Origin of the sequence: Viridibacillus sp. FSL E2-0187 (assembly GCF_038006425.1) — a bacterium.
Lineage (GTDB): Bacteria > Bacillota > Bacilli > Bacillales_A > Planococcaceae > Viridibacillus > Viridibacillus arvi.
Genome location: NZ_JBBOVG010000001.1, coordinates 3,241,162 through 3,256,523, shown reverse-complemented (window position 1 = coordinate 3,256,523; position 15,362 = coordinate 3,241,162). Strand labels below are relative to the sequence as shown.

General features: G+C 34.2%; 15 protein-coding genes. 11 read left to right on the top strand and 4 right to left on the bottom strand.

Annotated features, from left to right (window positions below):
• Nucleotides 1–17 precede the first annotated feature (17 nt).
• The 3 genes from MHH85_RS15960 (at nucleotide 18) to MHH85_RS15950 (ending at nucleotide 3,676) form a co-directional block, all read left to right on the top strand.
• Complete coding sequence (locus tag MHH85_RS15960) at nucleotides 18–1,103, top strand: SDR family oxidoreductase (RefSeq protein ID WP_340707704.1); 1,086 nt, start codon at nucleotides 18–20, stop codon at nucleotides 1,101–1,103.
• Between the two features lie 278 nt (nucleotides 1,104–1,381).
• Complete coding sequence (locus tag MHH85_RS15955; RefSeq protein WP_340707703.1) at nucleotides 1,382–2,146, top strand: TerC family protein; 765 nt, start codon at nucleotides 1,382–1,384, stop codon at nucleotides 2,144–2,146.
• Nucleotides 2,147–2,326: 180 nt separating this feature from the next.
• Complete coding sequence (locus tag MHH85_RS15950) at nucleotides 2,327–3,676, top strand: TrkH family potassium uptake protein (protein WP_193738577.1); 1,350 nt, start codon at nucleotides 2,327–2,329, stop codon at nucleotides 3,674–3,676.
• Between the two features lie 137 nt (nucleotides 3,677–3,813).
• Here the strand turns inward: MHH85_RS15950 and MHH85_RS15945 are convergent, their stop codons facing one another.
• Nucleotides 3,814–5,562 (bottom strand): B12-binding domain-containing radical SAM protein, encoded by a 1,749-nt coding sequence (locus MHH85_RS15945; protein WP_340707702.1) that lies wholly within the window; start codon nucleotides 5,560–5,562, stop codon nucleotides 3,814–3,816.
• Nucleotides 5,563–5,840: 278 nt separating this feature from the next.
• Here MHH85_RS15945 and MHH85_RS15940 point away from each other — a divergent pair, with 278 nt between their 5' ends.
• Nucleotides 5,841–7,286 (top strand): PAS domain-containing sensor histidine kinase, encoded by a 1,446-nt coding sequence (locus MHH85_RS15940; RefSeq protein ID WP_193738579.1) that lies wholly within the window; start codon nucleotides 5,841–5,843, stop codon nucleotides 7,284–7,286.
• Between the two features lie 99 nt (nucleotides 7,287–7,385).
• The gene (locus tag MHH85_RS15935; protein WP_193738580.1) at nucleotides 7,386–7,832 is read left to right on the top strand and encodes a MarR family winged helix-turn-helix transcriptional regulator; all 447 of its coding nucleotides are present in this window, start codon (nucleotides 7,386–7,388) and stop codon (nucleotides 7,830–7,832) included.
• 52 nt (nucleotides 7,833–7,884) lie between these two features.
• Here MHH85_RS15935 and MHH85_RS15930 read toward each other — a convergent pair whose 3' ends face one another.
• Together MHH85_RS15930 and MHH85_RS15925 are read right to left on the bottom strand one after the other, a co-directional pair.
• Nucleotides 7,885–8,496 (bottom strand): CPBP family intramembrane glutamic endopeptidase, encoded by a 612-nt coding sequence (locus MHH85_RS15930; protein ID WP_053417632.1) that lies wholly within the window; start codon nucleotides 8,494–8,496, stop codon nucleotides 7,885–7,887.
• Nucleotides 8,497–8,739: 243 nt separating this feature from the next.
• Complete coding sequence (locus tag MHH85_RS15925; protein WP_038183507.1) at nucleotides 8,740–8,928, bottom strand: YkvS family protein; 189 nt, start codon at nucleotides 8,926–8,928, stop codon at nucleotides 8,740–8,742.
• A gap of 123 nt (nucleotides 8,929–9,051) precedes the next feature.
• Here MHH85_RS15925 and MHH85_RS15920 point away from each other — a divergent pair, with 123 nt between their 5' ends.
• The 5 genes from MHH85_RS15920 to MHH85_RS15900 all read left to right on the top strand — a co-directional run bounded on the left by MHH85_RS15920 (nucleotide 9,052) and on the right by MHH85_RS15900 (nucleotide 13,151).
• A complete protein-coding gene (locus tag MHH85_RS15920; RefSeq protein ID WP_193741201.1) occupies nucleotides 9,052–9,240 on the top strand; it encodes a hypothetical protein in 189 nt (62 codons plus the stop codon).
• A gap of 91 nt (nucleotides 9,241–9,331) precedes the next feature.
• Entirely contained in the window at nucleotides 9,332–9,526 is a 195-nt protein-coding gene (locus tag MHH85_RS15915; RefSeq protein ID WP_038183512.1) for an aspartyl-phosphate phosphatase Spo0E family protein, read from the top strand.
• A 243-nt stretch (nucleotides 9,527–9,769) separates the two neighbouring features.
• Nucleotides 9,770–10,639, top strand: coding sequence for an NAD(P)-dependent oxidoreductase (locus tag MHH85_RS15910; protein ID WP_193738582.1), 870 nt, complete (start codon nucleotides 9,770–9,772; stop codon nucleotides 10,637–10,639).
• Nucleotides 10,640–10,861: 222 nt separating this feature from the next.
• Nucleotides 10,862–12,184, top strand: a complete 1,323-nt coding sequence (locus MHH85_RS15905) for an MFS transporter (protein ID WP_340707701.1) — start codon at nucleotides 10,862–10,864, stop codon at nucleotides 12,182–12,184.
• A 64-nt stretch (nucleotides 12,185–12,248) separates the two neighbouring features.
• Nucleotides 12,249–13,151 carry a chemotaxis protein gene (locus MHH85_RS15900; protein ID WP_340707700.1) on the top strand — a complete coding sequence of 301 codons (903 nt, stop codon included), beginning with the start codon at nucleotides 12,249–12,251 and terminating at the stop codon, nucleotides 13,149–13,151.
• A 67-nt stretch (nucleotides 13,152–13,218) separates the two neighbouring features.
• Here MHH85_RS15900 and MHH85_RS15895 read toward each other — a convergent pair whose 3' ends face one another.
• On the bottom strand, nucleotides 13,219–13,674 hold the full coding sequence (locus MHH85_RS15895; RefSeq protein WP_193738585.1) for a YkyB family protein: 456 nt from the start codon (nucleotides 13,672–13,674) through the stop codon (nucleotides 13,219–13,221).
• Between the two features lie 148 nt (nucleotides 13,675–13,822).
• Here MHH85_RS15895 and MHH85_RS15890 point away from each other — a divergent pair, with 148 nt between their 5' ends.
• Nucleotides 13,823–15,361 carry a Ppx/GppA phosphatase family protein gene (locus MHH85_RS15890; RefSeq protein ID WP_193738586.1) on the top strand — a complete coding sequence of 513 codons (1,539 nt, stop codon included), beginning with the start codon at nucleotides 13,823–13,825 and terminating at the stop codon, nucleotides 15,359–15,361.
• Nucleotide 15,362 lies beyond the last annotated feature (1 nt).

Sequence of the window (15,362 nt, the reverse complement as noted above, 5' to 3'; positions counted from 1 at the left end):
ATTAAGGGGTGGATGGGATGGCTACCGGTTTTTTTACAGGGTTTCCTGGTTTTATTGCTAGTCAAATTGTTCGTACAGCCTTTAAAGAAGAATTGTACGATAAAGTGTATGCGGTGGTATTAATAACGGAGAAACAACGTGCTGAAGCTGAGGCAGAGCGCATATTAAAAGTTTATCCGGGGAAAAAAATAGTTATTATTGAAGGGGATATTACATTACCAAACTTAGATATTAACGGCGATCAACTTGAGGTATTAATGAATGAGGTGGATGTCGTTTGGCATTTAGCTGCTATCTATGATTTGGCTGTACCAAAAGAGGTTGCCTGGAAAGTAAATGTTCAAGGCACATCAATGGTAAATGAATTTGTTAGCCGAATGGAAAATATAAAACGTTATATGTATTTTAGTACGGCTTATGTTGCAGGAACCCGTGAAGGCATTTTAAAGGAATCTGAATTAATTCGTCCAAGAAGTTTTAAAAATTTCTATGAAGAAACGAAATTCGAAGCAGAGACATTAGTAGAACAATTAAAGGCGACGATGCCAGTAACGATAATTCGTCCTGGTATCGTGAGAGGTCATTCACAAACTGGAGAAACAGTTAAATTTGATGGACCGTATTTCTTTTTGAATATGATTGATCGATTGAAATGTCTCCCAATTATTCCATACATCGGTCAATCGAATGCCAGATTAAATGTGGTACCTATAGATTATATAACGAACGGTGTTGTTTATTTGAGTACTATTTACGAGGCTATAGGGAAGACTGTGCATATGACTGATCCTAATCCGCATCCTGTTCAAGAAATATATCGAGCCATGGTACTTACTTTGACTGGTAAGAAGCCAAAAGGTCGTATTCCGTTAAGTCTTGCTAGAAAATCAATGAGTATACTATCTGTTCGTAAAGCACTTGGGGTTGAGTATGAGACTCTTGACTATTTAACGTGGAATGCATCATTTGACACTAGGACAGCTGAGCAACTTTTAGCAGGTTCTTCATTTCAATGTAAAGACTTTATTCAATCCCTACCTACGATGATAAAGTTCTATAATAAGCATAAAAATAACAGAGCCTATCAGATTCAGATTAAATGATACTAATAATAGTTACTTTTAAAAAATGAATTTTCCTCCTAGAAAAAAGTTTACTTACCCAAATATTTTAGTTATAATAGAGTCACAAACAAACTTAATTACTTTTGACATTTTGTCAAAGGGGAGTAGCTATAGGGAAACCTACCTCATAGTCGTCATTACATGGTTTGATCGCCATCGGTTATGAGAGCAAATGAATTTTTAAAATTGCTAAGCGAGACCTTTGCCTTTTATTAGGCATGGGTCTTTTATTTTTGTTTGAAAAAGGAGGAAATTGGATGGACGCGATATTATTGGAATATGCATGGGTACTATTAGTACTAATAGTATTAGAAGGTTTATTAGCCGCAGATAATGCGGTTGTTATGGCTGTTATGGTCAAGCACTTACCACCTGTTCAACAAAAAAGAGCGTTATTTTACGGCTTGCTAGGTGCGTTTGTATTACGATTTGCTGCGCTATTTATGATTACATTCCTAGTGAACTTTTGGCAAATTCAAGCGTTAGGAGCAGCGTATTTACTATTTATCTGTTTCAAACATTTATATGATCATTGGAAGAAAAAGAATCAGGAGGAAGAGGTCGAAGAAAAGCAGGGTTCTGGCTTCTGGATGACAGTATTTAAAGTAGAATTAGCAGATTTGGCTTTTGCTATTGATTCAATGCTTGCTGCAGTAGCTTTAGCTGTAACACTACCTGAAATAGGTAACTTCCACGTAGGTGGTATTAATGGTGGTCAGTTCGCAGTTATGTTCTTAGGCGGTATTATTGGCTTAGTCATTATGCGTTTTGCAGCACAATGGTTTGTTAAGATACTACAAACTTATCCATCTTTAGAAACGGCGGCATTTCTAATCGTTGGATGGGTCGGAGTGAAATTATTAGTTTTAACATTAGCACACCCAAAGGTAGCGATTTTAGAAGAGAATTTCCCTCACTCAACTGCTTGGAAAATGACATTCTGGATTGTACTTCTTGTACTAGCGGTAGGTGGCTATCTTGTAGGAGTCCGCAATAAGAAAAAGTCAGATGCAACTGAATAATTTAGTTGTAACCCTATTCTCCATATTTATGGTGAATAGGGTTTTTTCTTTGGAGAAAAAGGGCAGAATAGGGGAGATTGAAAAGTTATAGAGAGAATATTTTTAGGTACTTTCCTTTTCTCTTACTTTTTCATACAATAGGGAGTATCTTGTTTTCAAGATTGAAAGGATTCGATTTATTTGGGGTTTACTAAAGATATCAATCGGCGTGCAACACCATTCCAAGCTATTGTTTCATATTATTTTATAGCCATTGCTATTTCTTTCGTACTTTTAAGATTACCAGGTGTACATAAACCAGGTGTAGAAGTTTCGTTACTTGATTCGTTATTTACTGCAGTTAGTGCAGTTAGTGTGACCGGTTTAACAGTTACGAATATATCTGAAACGTATTCAGTTTTTGGTATTGTTATGTTACTACTTATTTTACAATTAGGTGCAATTGGGATAATGTCTTTAGGTACCTTTATTTGGTTACTTGTCGGAAAGAAGATTGGGATGCGTGAACGTCAACTAATCATGGTCGATCACAACCAAACAAAAATATCAGGTGTCGTGTATCTAATAAAAGAAATCGTGAAAATATTAATAACGATTGAACTTATAGGCGCTACCGTATTAACACTTTATTTCGTACAATATTTCGACAACTTTAAAGAAGCATTATTACATGGTGTTTTCGGAGCTATTTCTGCGACGACAAATGGTGGTTTTGATATAACCGGTATGTCATTATTACCTTTCCATGGTGATTATTTTGTACAAGCAATTAATATGTTATTAATTACTTTAGGGGCAATTGGTTTCCCTGTTTTGATTGAACTTAAAGCATTTTTAGAAAATAAAAATAGAAATTTTCGTTTCTCGTTGTTTACAAAAATTACGACAGCTACTTATGCAATGTTATTTCTCTTCGGTACTTTCGTAATACTTATTATTGAATCATTCCATGCCTTTAAAGGGATGAGCTGGCATGAGGCATTTTTCTCAGCGATGTTCCATTCTATTTCAGCACGTTCAGGTGGATTAACGACAATAGATGTCACGAAATTCAGTGAAGCGACAGATGTTTTTTTAAGTTTCCTAATGTTTATAGGGGCTTCGCCAAGTTCGGTTGGTGGTGGTATTCGAACAACTACTTTTGCGATAGCAATTTTATTTTTAATTAATTTTGCAAGAGGTAAGGAAGAAATTCAGATTTTTAATCGTGAGATTCATATTGTTGATGTGTACCGTTCATATGTTGTTATCATCTTAGCTGTAGCGATGGTACTTGTTGCAACGATGATTTTATTAATCACTGAGCCGGAAGCTACATTAACTCAAATTGTATTTGAAATTACATCGGCATTCGGAACTTGTGGTATGTCACTTGGTTTGACAGAACATTTATCATCAATTGGGAAAGTAATCATGATGTTACTAATGTTCATTGGTCGAGTTGGTCTTATATCCTTCTTATATTCTCTTGGAGGGAAGGCAAAGAAATCGAAATACCACTATCCAAAAGAGCGAGTAATTATTGGATAATCTTCAGAAAGTCGTCTACGTTCTAACATTAAGTTAAAAACGTAGACGATTTTTTTTGATTCATAACGTGTTCATTTTTAGCGAAAGAAAAAAAGCAGGGCAAAGCCAATTTTAATGGCATTTGCCCTGCTTTGTTATTAAGAAATGAGAGTACCTGAAATAGTTGTGAAGTAAGGTTTATTATCTTTTCTGAAATAGGTTAATAAATAACCATTTTGAGCTGCAAGCTGTCCATTTTCTAAAGCTTCATAATCAAGTGAGAAAGGAACGAGTAAAGTATGTTTATATAATTCCTTTTCATTTAATTGGAATGAAGCAAATTCCTCACCAGCGATTGTGGGATTTTCACGCAACTGTTGGAAAAGCTTTTTGGATTCTTCACTTGAAACGCGTTTATCCCACCAAATTTTACGAGGTTGGAACTGTTGGACTGCTAAGTAATCAAGTTGCATTAAGTTTGTTACTATTTCTAAATTTACGCCACCACGGTCATGTAAAAATTGAAGTAAACGGTTAAATAAATCTTCAAGCTGATGACCTATTCTTGACCATGCTCGCTCTTCCCAATATGTACCGAATTCTTGGAAGAAGTCGAATGGCGATTCAAATACATCTGTTACTAGATATTCTACAGTACGATCCATACGATGATCATTCCAATATTTTTCTAATACATCTTCTGCTTGTTTAATACGTAAAATATCATCAAATGTTAATAAGTTGTTAGCGAAAATTTCATATGGTGCCATATCGACATATTCATAACCATATTCCTTCGCTTGCAATCGAAGACCTGTACCGCGTAGTAGTTTTAAGAAACCTAGTTGTAACTCCTCCGGACGCATTGCAAATACATCATTAAAAGTTTGACGGAAACTAGCATAATCTTCTTCAGGTAACCCAGCAATTAAGTCCAAATGCTGGTCAATCTTGCCACCATCTTTAACCATAGTAACTGTACGAGATAGTTTTTCGAAGTTTTGTCTTCGTTTGACAAGTTCATTCGTTAAGTCATTTGTTGATTGAACACCTATCTCAAAACGGAATAGCCCCTTAGGCGCGTTATCATTCAAAAATTGAATGACTTCAGGTCGCATAATATCAGCTGTAATTTCAAATTGAAAAACTACACCTGGTTTATGTTCATCGATTAAAAATTGGAACATTTCCATTGCATAGCTACGACTAATATTAAATGTGCGGTCGACGAATTTAATCGTTCTAGCACCATGTTCCATTAAGTAACGAATATCTTCTTTTATTTTTTCACGGTTAAAGTAACGGACTCCAACTTCAATTGATGATAGGCAGAATTGACAGCTAAATGGACATCCACGGCTTGTTTCAATATATGAAATTCGTTTTGGAATATCAGGAATGTCCTCTTCAAAGCGATAAGGACTTGGCATTTCGCGTAAATCGACTTTTTTAGGCTGAGGGTGAATAATGACTTTACCATCTTTTAAATAACAAATTCCTGGTACTTCTTCAAGGGGGAGTTCGCCATTAAAGTGGAAAAGTAGTTGTTTAAAAGAATATTCTCCTTCACCCATAATGATATAATCCACGTCATTAAGTCGGCGAAGCCAATCATGCACATCGTAAGATACTTCAGGACCACCAAGAATGATTTTCGTATTAGGACTAACTTTTTTTAACATTCTAATGACGCGAATCGTTTCTTCGATATTCCATATGTAGCAGCTAAAACCCACGATATCAGGTTTTTTTTGATAAATATCAGAAACAATATTAAAAGAAGGGTCTTTAATAGTGTATTCAGAGATAATTGGGTCGAATTCTGGTGTAGCAAATGATTTTAAATAGCGCAATGCAATATTAGTATGGATATATTTTGCATTTAAAGTAGCTAGTACTATGTTCATATTTGTGAACTCCTTTGGAAAACAGCGTAATGTAGGCTGTTATTAATGAGAAAGTAACATATGTGTAACCGTTATTGATTGTAACAATATTGTGAAATTTCTGCAATATAAGGATAAAGACCTATTCCTATATATTATTTTTTGTGGAATAATCTGAATATTATATATAAACGTTTGTGTCTCAATTGTGACCTTTTTATTTTCGATTATATTTGCATACTTTTTTAATAGGATGCATAGGGTTATAGAAGTAAACGAAAGGTACGGTGAAACAGCGTATGACGAGTAGTACTAATCCAACGTTCGACTATTTATTTAAGGAAATAAAAGACCCGCTTACAATTTTAGATACTAATTGCAAAATGGTTAGAATTAATGATTCTGCAAAGGAAATGTTAGCAATAGATCTAAGTATGGACTTAGAAAATATTGTGGAAGAGTCTTTTAAAGCAGATTGGCAACAGTTTATTCATGAATTAATCAATGAAAAGCATGCAGCATGCGTACTTAATTTAAATATAAATCAAAGTATAATTGAAGGAGTTAGAATTACAGGATTCCATTATACTAAATTTAATGTCATGATGGTGCGATTCGAACGATCTACTGTAGAATTGCCGACTTTCAGTTTATTGAATGACAGTGAGAAGAAATTTAATCATGTGTTTAATTATTCTACAAATGGCATAATATTAACGGATAAGAATGGTACCATTGTAGAGGTTAATAATCAGGCAGAAGAATTATTACAAGTGTCAAGAAAGGTCCTTCTTGGCAATAAAATACCTGTTTTAATGGAGATATTCCATGGGGAAACAAATGAAATTCGTCATTTCTTTAAACAGCTATTGACGGCAGGCAAAGCTGAGCATACTTTTAATATTCAGTTTGCAAATGAATATACTAGGTATCTAAATATTGTGAGCACCTACGATACGACATCTGAACTTCACATGACTGTTATTCGTGATGACACTGAAATGATGAACTTAAAACAACAAGTGGAACATCAAGATTCACTTAACATTCTAGGAGAGCTTGCAGCTAGTATCGCACATGAAATACGTAATCCGATGACATCCTTAAAAGGTTTTACCGAATTATTAAAAATAAGTGCGACTGAAGAAAATCGCCGTTATTTATCAGTTATTGATAGTGAACTTGAGAGAATGGAAGCAATTCTCAATGAATTTTTAGTATTGTCTAAACCGAAAGAATGGACAAAGAGTATGTTGTCTTTAAGTGGAATTGTAACTAAAGTTCTTGAGTTAATGTTACCAAATGCATTAATGAAAAACGTTAACATAGTATATAATAAACCGGATTTTGAACCGGGTTATATATATGCGGATGATTTTAAAATCAAACAAGTACTAATAAATCTTATTAAAAATGCTATAGAAGTCATGCCAGATGGTGGCGAAATAACGATTACCCAAACTTTTGACTTTATGGGGCAAATGAAGTTAACAATTAAAGACTGTGGTTCAGGTATAAGCGATCTAGAAATCCAAAAGATTTTCATGCCATTTTATTCTACGAAAAAAAGTGGGACAGGTCTAGGTCTGCCATTCGTATTGAAAACAATTGAAGAGCACGGTGGTAAAATTGAAGTGTCTAGTGAATTACAAAAAGGGACAAGTTTTGAAATTACATTGCCATTAGGAGTAGACCCTTCAATCCCTCAGTATGAACCAAAGCCAGAAAGCCTATACACAAGCTAAAGGGTGTATGGGTTTTTCATTAGTCTATTTTGACAAAGCTTCAACATTATCGATATAATAGCTTTAAATTAAGATAATGGATATGAAGGATGAATTTAAATGACATCAGAAGAAATAAAACAATCGTTAAAACTATTTATCGTTTTATCGAGAGCAAATAAAGCAATAAATGAATGCACAAATCAATTTTTTCAAGATAATGGACTTAACCCTACAGAATTTGCGGTTTTGGAGCTACTTTTCCACAAAGGACGACAACCATTACAGAAAATAGGGAATAAAATCCTTTTAGCAAGTGGATCAATTACTTATGTAATTGATAAATTGGAAAAAAGAGGTTTCCTAAATCGTATATCTTGTCCTTCAGATCGTCGTATCACTTATGCTGAAATTACTCCTGAAGGTGAAGCTTTTATGGAGGAATTGTTCCCTAGACATGAAGAACAATTATACGAGCTTACAAATGCCCTTTCGCCTGAAGAAAAAGATCAGGCAATTGCATTATTAAAAAAAATGGGTCTATCTATAAAAGATTTATCTTATTAAAAGAAAAAAACCAATCGATTATGAATCGATTGGTTTTTTGATAGTATAAAAATCAATATAGTGGTAATAATAGGAATAATAGTGTTATCATGACAAGGTGAGCGACAATGATAATTGGCATGCTTTTTTTCCATTCATATAGGAAACCAAAAATAATGCCAGTTATGAAAGCAGCTAATACGCCTAACCAGAAACCACTTACTGCAAGCGACATTGCAAATAAAATCGCTGCTAGAATAACAGCATAAGGCATCTTCATATACTGTTTTAGTTGTTGTTGTACATAACCACGCCAGAACAATTCTTCCGCGGTAGCAATGATCAAAATCAGTAGTATATAGTGCCATAAAGTACTAGGACCGAATGTTTTGATAAATTGGTGTACTGTTTTCAGAAGCTCTTCTGATAAGAAAGGTAGTAAACGATAACCTAATGCAATTAGACCATATAAAATCGTTCCAAAACCTATCCCAAATAGTAAGTATTCCCACGTTTTGATTTTGTCTTCAATTTTTCCAAATGCAAATGCAAAAGCCATACCAACCAGCATTGTAAATGTATAGAGATACCAGAATACAGCTTTTTGATCGAAACTAAAGTATAGCAGAACGTATATGAATACCAATGAAAGAATAAGCACTAAAATATTTGTGTGCTTCTTCATATTAATAATCACCTCCAACTGGATATTTAAAGAAGGTCTTTAACTCTTTTTTTACATTTTGTAGCTTTTGTACAAAAGAGACGCCGCCCTTCAAATTCTGAGGGACGGCGCAGACTCAAATACAATCATTGTAGTGTTTTAAATGCCCAATGTCTAGTAATGTATACTGTTAACGAATAGGAATTGCTATAAGTATGTCGCATATGTTACATATGTATTCATAATGGGCGTGGAACATTTTTTTTAAACTTCGTTACTGTATAATATTTTATAACGTTTGTGATTGACCACTGTTTTTTCTTCAACTTCAAGACTGTTGAAATTTTCCATATAAGTAAGGTTGACGATTACAGAGTTTTCATTTACTTTCTCAACAATGCCTTGTAGACCGTCGTTAAATTCAATGATATTTCCGATTTCAGCGATTTTCATAGAAATTCAGCTCCTTCACCTACTAATACTTTACAGTTTGCACGAAAATACGTCTGAGGTAAAGTATTTTCTATTATTATTTAAAAAAAAAAAGAAAATTTCAAACAAAAAGGAAGTTTAATAGTGAATTCATATAATGATATGTTAGACGAATTGAAAAATGGTACTCGAAAAGATATCACGGTTGATAAAAAGGAATTTTATGCCTTTAGAGAAGTACTAGTGAAGAGAGAAGACTTCAAACATTTCCGAGGTGTGGCAAAACAAGGTGGTCAAGTTATTTATCAATACATGGAAGTTGCGAGGAGTTAGTTTGTCGAAAAATGTCGAAAGTTTCTTCTCCGAAAAAGTGGGAATAATAGTATAATAATGAACAGAATTTAGCTTGAGAGGAGGATGGTAAATGTCTGATTCCATCTTGAAAAAATTAGAATCTACAAGAGAAATGATGATCCGTTCCGGAATTGAACATGGTTTTTCAAATATTGAAACCATCCGCTTAAGTAAAAAGCTAGATCATTTATTAAATATTTATCAACTTCAGAATGTCGACAAGATGAATGATTATAATTTTACAATGGAAAATGTTAAGCATTAGGGAAAATTCCTAGTGCTCTTTTTTATTTTCTTAATGAATTTTCTAATTTTTCGAAATAAAAGGTTTAAAATTATGCTAAAAGGAAACAATAATTATGAACACAGCAACAATCTCATTTCCCCCTTTCTTTGGCAGATGCAAACGCATCTGTCTTTTTTTATGTGGTAATATAGAGAAGACATACAATTCGGAAAATTTTTTGATACAATATAGAACATATATATAAATATGGAGGAAATTACGATGGCTGAACAATGGAATATTGGGTTTGTAGGTACTGGGGTAATGGGTTCTAGCATTATTAAGCATTTTTTGCATGCAGGTCATATTGTTAATGTTTATACTAGAACAAAGGAAAAAGCTTTACCACTTGTTGAATTAGGAGCAAATTGGTTTCAGACAGCTGGCGATGTAGCAAGTCACTCAAATATTGTTTTTACGATGGTAGGTTACCCACAAGATGTCGAAGAAGTATATTTCGATGAAAGTGGAATCTTTAAAAATGGACAAGCAGGTTTAATCGTCGTTGATATGACGACTTCCCAGCCTACTCTAGCAAAAAAAATTGCAGACCATGCGAAATCATTACAAATGGATGCTTTAGACGCTCCTGTTTCAGGCGGTGACATTGGTGCACAAAATGGAACGCTATCGATTATGGTGGGTGGAGAACGTGATGTATTTAATAAAATTACTCCACTATTTAATCTAATTGGAACGAATATTGTTTATCAAGGAGAAGCCGGTGCAGGTCAGCATACGAAAATGTGCAATCAAATTGCGATCGCAACAAATATGATTGGCGTATGTGAAGCAATTGCTTATGGGAAAAAGGCAGGTCTGGATATAGAAGATGTCCTAGTTTCTATTTCTTCAGGAGCAGCTGGTTCCTGGTCATTAAGTAATTTAGCACCACGTATAGTGAACGAAGATTTAGCTCCTGGATTCTATGTAAAGCATTTTATAAAAGATATGAAAATTGCTTTACAAGAAGCAGAACTCATGCAATTAGATTTACCTGGTCTCTCACTTGCAAAGACAATGTATGATGAATTAGCTAGTAAAGGTTATGAGGATAATGGTACACAAGCATTGATTCGCTATTATAAATAACACTATTCTAAAACCGCTCTGTGAATTTCTCACAGTAGCGGTTTTTAATTATTAATATCAACAATTCTATCAACATATATATAAAGAAATAATTAGTATATGACATTGTTCGATAATTTGGGTAGGAAACTCGACGATTGAATGTAAGGTTTTTGTAAATTTACTTTGAAATACAGGACATTTTTCTTTCAATATGGAATAGTTATAAAGATGGAGGTTGATATGATGAATGTAGGGTCTCAGAAATCGATATTAAGAAGTCCGTGGGGATTATATTTATCGTTACCTATATTGTCATGGGCATTTTATGATTTTGCGAATACTATTTTTTCATCCAATATTAATACGGTATTTTTTCCGTTTTATATGGATGAAATACTTGGAACGAATGAAGTAAAGCAACAAGTTGCCAGTACATTTATTTCCTATGCAAATGCAATAGCGAGCCTTTTCCTAGTTATATTCTCTCCGCTTTTTGGTGTATGGATTGATTATACCGGGCTGAAAAAGAGGTTTATCGTATGGTTTTCATCAATTTCCATAATTTTCACTTTTATGATGGGGGTATTTAGTTACTGGCAAACAGATATTACATTTGGTGGAGTACCCATGAGTCTGTTTTTAGTTGTTGTAAGTTTTGTTATAGCAAAGTTCTTTTTTAATTCAAGCTTAGTATTCTATGATGCAATGATGCCAGATTTAGGAACAAAAGAAGAGATGCCTCTTATATCCGGGTATGGGGTAGCGATTGGTTATTTTGGTACGATTGTTGGTTTGCTAGTCTATCCATTTGTTAGTGATGGAAATTTCCATCGTGCTTTCATTCCTACAGCGGTATTATACTTGATTTTTTCATTACCATTATTTTTTATTAACAAAGATAAACCAGTTCCAAAGGAACAACGGAACGTTAAGTCTTTCTTATCGGGCTATAAAGAAATAATAAAAACATTTAAAGAGATGCGAGCTTATAAAGCTATATTCACGTTTATGATTGCCTACTTCTTTTTAAATGATGCTATTGCAACAACCATTGCTATGATGGCTGTCTATGCAACTGCAATTGTAGGTTTTTCCTCCGGACAATTTATCATTCTTTACTTAGTATCTACTGTATCTACTATTATTGGTTCACTAGTGTTTGGATACATTACTAAAAGTGTTGGTGCTAAGAGAGCGATAACTTATGTAGCATTGTTAATGATTGTATCCCTTGTCATCGCTGTATTTGCATTAAAGCAATGGATGTTTTGGATTGCGGGTAGTATGTTTGGAGTTTCCTTAGGGTCTATGTGGGTAACATCTCGAACATATATTATCGAACTTAGCCCAAAAGAAAAGCAAGGGCAGTTCTTTGGATTATTCGCTTTTTCTGGGAAAGTATCATCAATTATTGGTCCTGCTATTTACGGAACAGTGACTTTGTTACTTAAGGACTATGGAACACTTGCTAGCCGTATAGCTTTGTCAACCTTAATTGTATTAACTATAATTGGTCTGATCATCCATATAAGAGTTCGCCCGAATGTCACTAAATCCACATAGGAGTAATGTCCCCTTTATGTTACAATTGAAGTAAAGAGAAGTGTGACTCAAGGAGGCAAATCTAATGGTAAAAAGTCAGGGTATTTTGCTAGAGAGCGGGACAAACGAACTTGAAATTGTTGAGTTCGAAGTGGGTTCAAATAAATTTGGTATTAATGTTATTAAAGTAAAAGAAATTATCCAACCAATTCCGGTTACATTTATACCTCATGCTCATCCACATGTTGAAGGAATAATTCAATTACGTGGAGAAGTATTACCAGTTGTAGATATGAAAAAAGTTTTAGGTTTGTCTGGTGCTTTTAATGAGCAACAAAAATATATTGTTGCAGAATTTAATCGACAACGCGTCGTCTTCCATGTTGATAATGTAACGATGATTCATCGCATTTCATGGAATCAAATCGAAAAGCCTACTGATATGTACCAGGGTGGTGGTTCGCAAGTTATCGGAGTAATTAAACAAGAGGATTTAATGCTGCTACTATTGGACTTTGAGAAGATTATGGTAGATATTAACCCTGATTCAGGTATTAGTGTAGAGTCTGTAAAAAAACTAGGTGATCGTAATCGTTCAGAGAAGAAAATTGTTATAGCGGAGGATTCACCATTACTTCGCAAATTACTACATGATACGATGCATGAAGCAGGTTATATGAATATAGAGTTCTTCGAGAATGGGAAAGACGCCTTAGATTATCTACTTGCTTTAGCAGACAGAGAAAATGATGTTTCGAAGGTTGTACAATTAGTCGTAACAGACATTGAGATGCCACAAATGGATGGTCATCATTTAACAAAACAAATTAAAACCCATCCCGAATTGTCGAAATTACCTGTTATTATCTTCTCTAGTCTAATAACAGATGATTTAAGACATAAAGGAGATCAAGTAGGGGCTGAAGATCAAATAAGCAAACCAGAGATTGCCGAGCTCATCTTAAAAATAGATCAGTATATCTTATAAGTATATGAATGCAAAAAACCGGATACCTTAATAAATGAGGAATCCGGTTTTGTCATTATAATAGCGTTTAGTGTCCGTAAAAATAACTTGAATTATTAACTAAAGGCTTTTTTTTAGGATTTGAAGTACTAACTGTTTCTTTTTTTACTATCTGTTGGGTTTTTATTCCTAAATAGTCTTTTAATACATTTCTAGCTGTGTTTAAGCTCATTTTACGTTGAGGGTTACGATAGCTGTCATCAAGATGTCCTAAATGGGGTAATGAAGCAAAGTCATCTTTTTTGGGTAGAGTATGAAAATAGTAATCTGCGCATTGAATGAGTACTGATGATTGTTGCTTACTAAAACGAGGGTTTTTCACAAAATGTAAACCAATTTTTTTCGCTCTGCTGTCAAGAATCATTTTCTCAAGTGCAAGGCGTTTCAGCTCGTAAAGAGGTTTGTTGTCTGGTGCAGTTTTTGCGTGTCTATTTACAGTATAAATAGCAGTAGCTAGTTGTTCATCACAATATTCTCTTTGCATAAAATACCGCCTTTCTACTTAAGTTATGTCTGTAATTGATTGTGTTTAGAAGAAAATTCAGAGCATTCAATTTATAATATACATTATAATACCAATATTACTCTCGGTTGTATAGAGAGACAAGAAAAATTCTAAGGATGTGCCCCAAATGACTTATTTTAAAACAGCTATTATCGATATCGGCTCTAATACAATCCGACTTGTACTTTATACGTATGATCCGCTAAGAGGCTTAAAAGAAGTAGAAAATATTAAATCGGTAACCCGTTTAAGAAATTATTTACAAGTTGATAACGTAATGTCTGAAGAAGGCGTGCAGGAACTTGAAGAAGTGTTACTTTTTTTTAGAGACATTTTAAATGATTATCACATAGTAGATCTAAGAGCCATAGCTACTGCTGCAATTCGTCAAGCACAAAATAGTTCTGAAATTATTGAGCATATGTGGAAAAAAACAGGGATAAAGATTGAGTTATTATCAGGCGAGCAGGAGGCGTATTTCGGCTATTTTGCTGTGGCCCATACATTAGAAACACCATCAGCTATAACAATCGATATTGGAGGTGGTAGTACTGAGTTAACATATTTTAAAGATAAAGAACTACAGTGTTCTCATAGCTTTCCGTTTGGATCGGTGTCCTTAAAGCAACAATTTATCCAAGGTGACACAATGACAATTGAGGCTGGAGAAAAAATTTATGAGTTTGCAAAAAGTAACTTTGAGACATTGCTATGGCTAAAAGGTGCTCAGTTGCCTGTTATAGGTATAGGAGGAAGTGCTCGTAACATGGCAAAGCTAGATCAACGTAAAAAGGATTATCCTATTTCAGGTATCCACCAATATGAAATGACGCAAGAGGACTTTACAATTATTAGCAACGAAGTAACATCTTTGACATTCGAAGAATTAAAGCAACTTGATGGGCTTTCAAGTGATCGTGCAGATATTATTACACCTGTGATCATAGTATTTCAAGCATTGATGGATGTTGTGGGTAGTGAGACATTTCAATTTAGTAGAAAAGGATTACGTGAAGGTCTTGTCATTGATCGCATACTAAAGGACAATCCAACTGCTTTTAACAAATACAATGTTTTTGAGAGGAGTACAAAATTTTTAGCTGCAGAATTTGATAAACCTTTAGAGAAGACAGCTCATTTTGTACAACTAACGGAAATGGCCTATTTTGAAGTTTGTAAAATAGGGGCATTTTTGTATAATGCAGAAGATTTACATATGTTGAAGCAAGCCGCTAGGTTATTTCATATAGGCGAGTACATTGAAGTTGATGCTGCTAGTCAACATACATTTTACTTGCTGTCGAATCGCTCAATTGATGGGATAAGCCATGGCCAGCGTGTTCGTTTAGCGTTAATTGCTTCATACAAGAATAGAGATGATTTCAGCCGTTATTCGGAACCATTTATGGAGTGGTTTTCGAAGGACGAGTTTAAAAAAATGCGTGACATCGGTGCATTACTTAAATTTGTATATGCATTAGATGCCTCGAAACGAAATATTGTCGAATCGATTGCAATGGAACAATCGGGTGATAATGTAAAACTGAAGATTTACACAAAAGGTAATGCTATGGCTGAAATGTATCAAGCTAACCGCCAGAAAAAGCATTTAAATCGAATTTTTAAAGGGGAAGTAACCATACACTTTATAGAAAAGGAAGGATAGA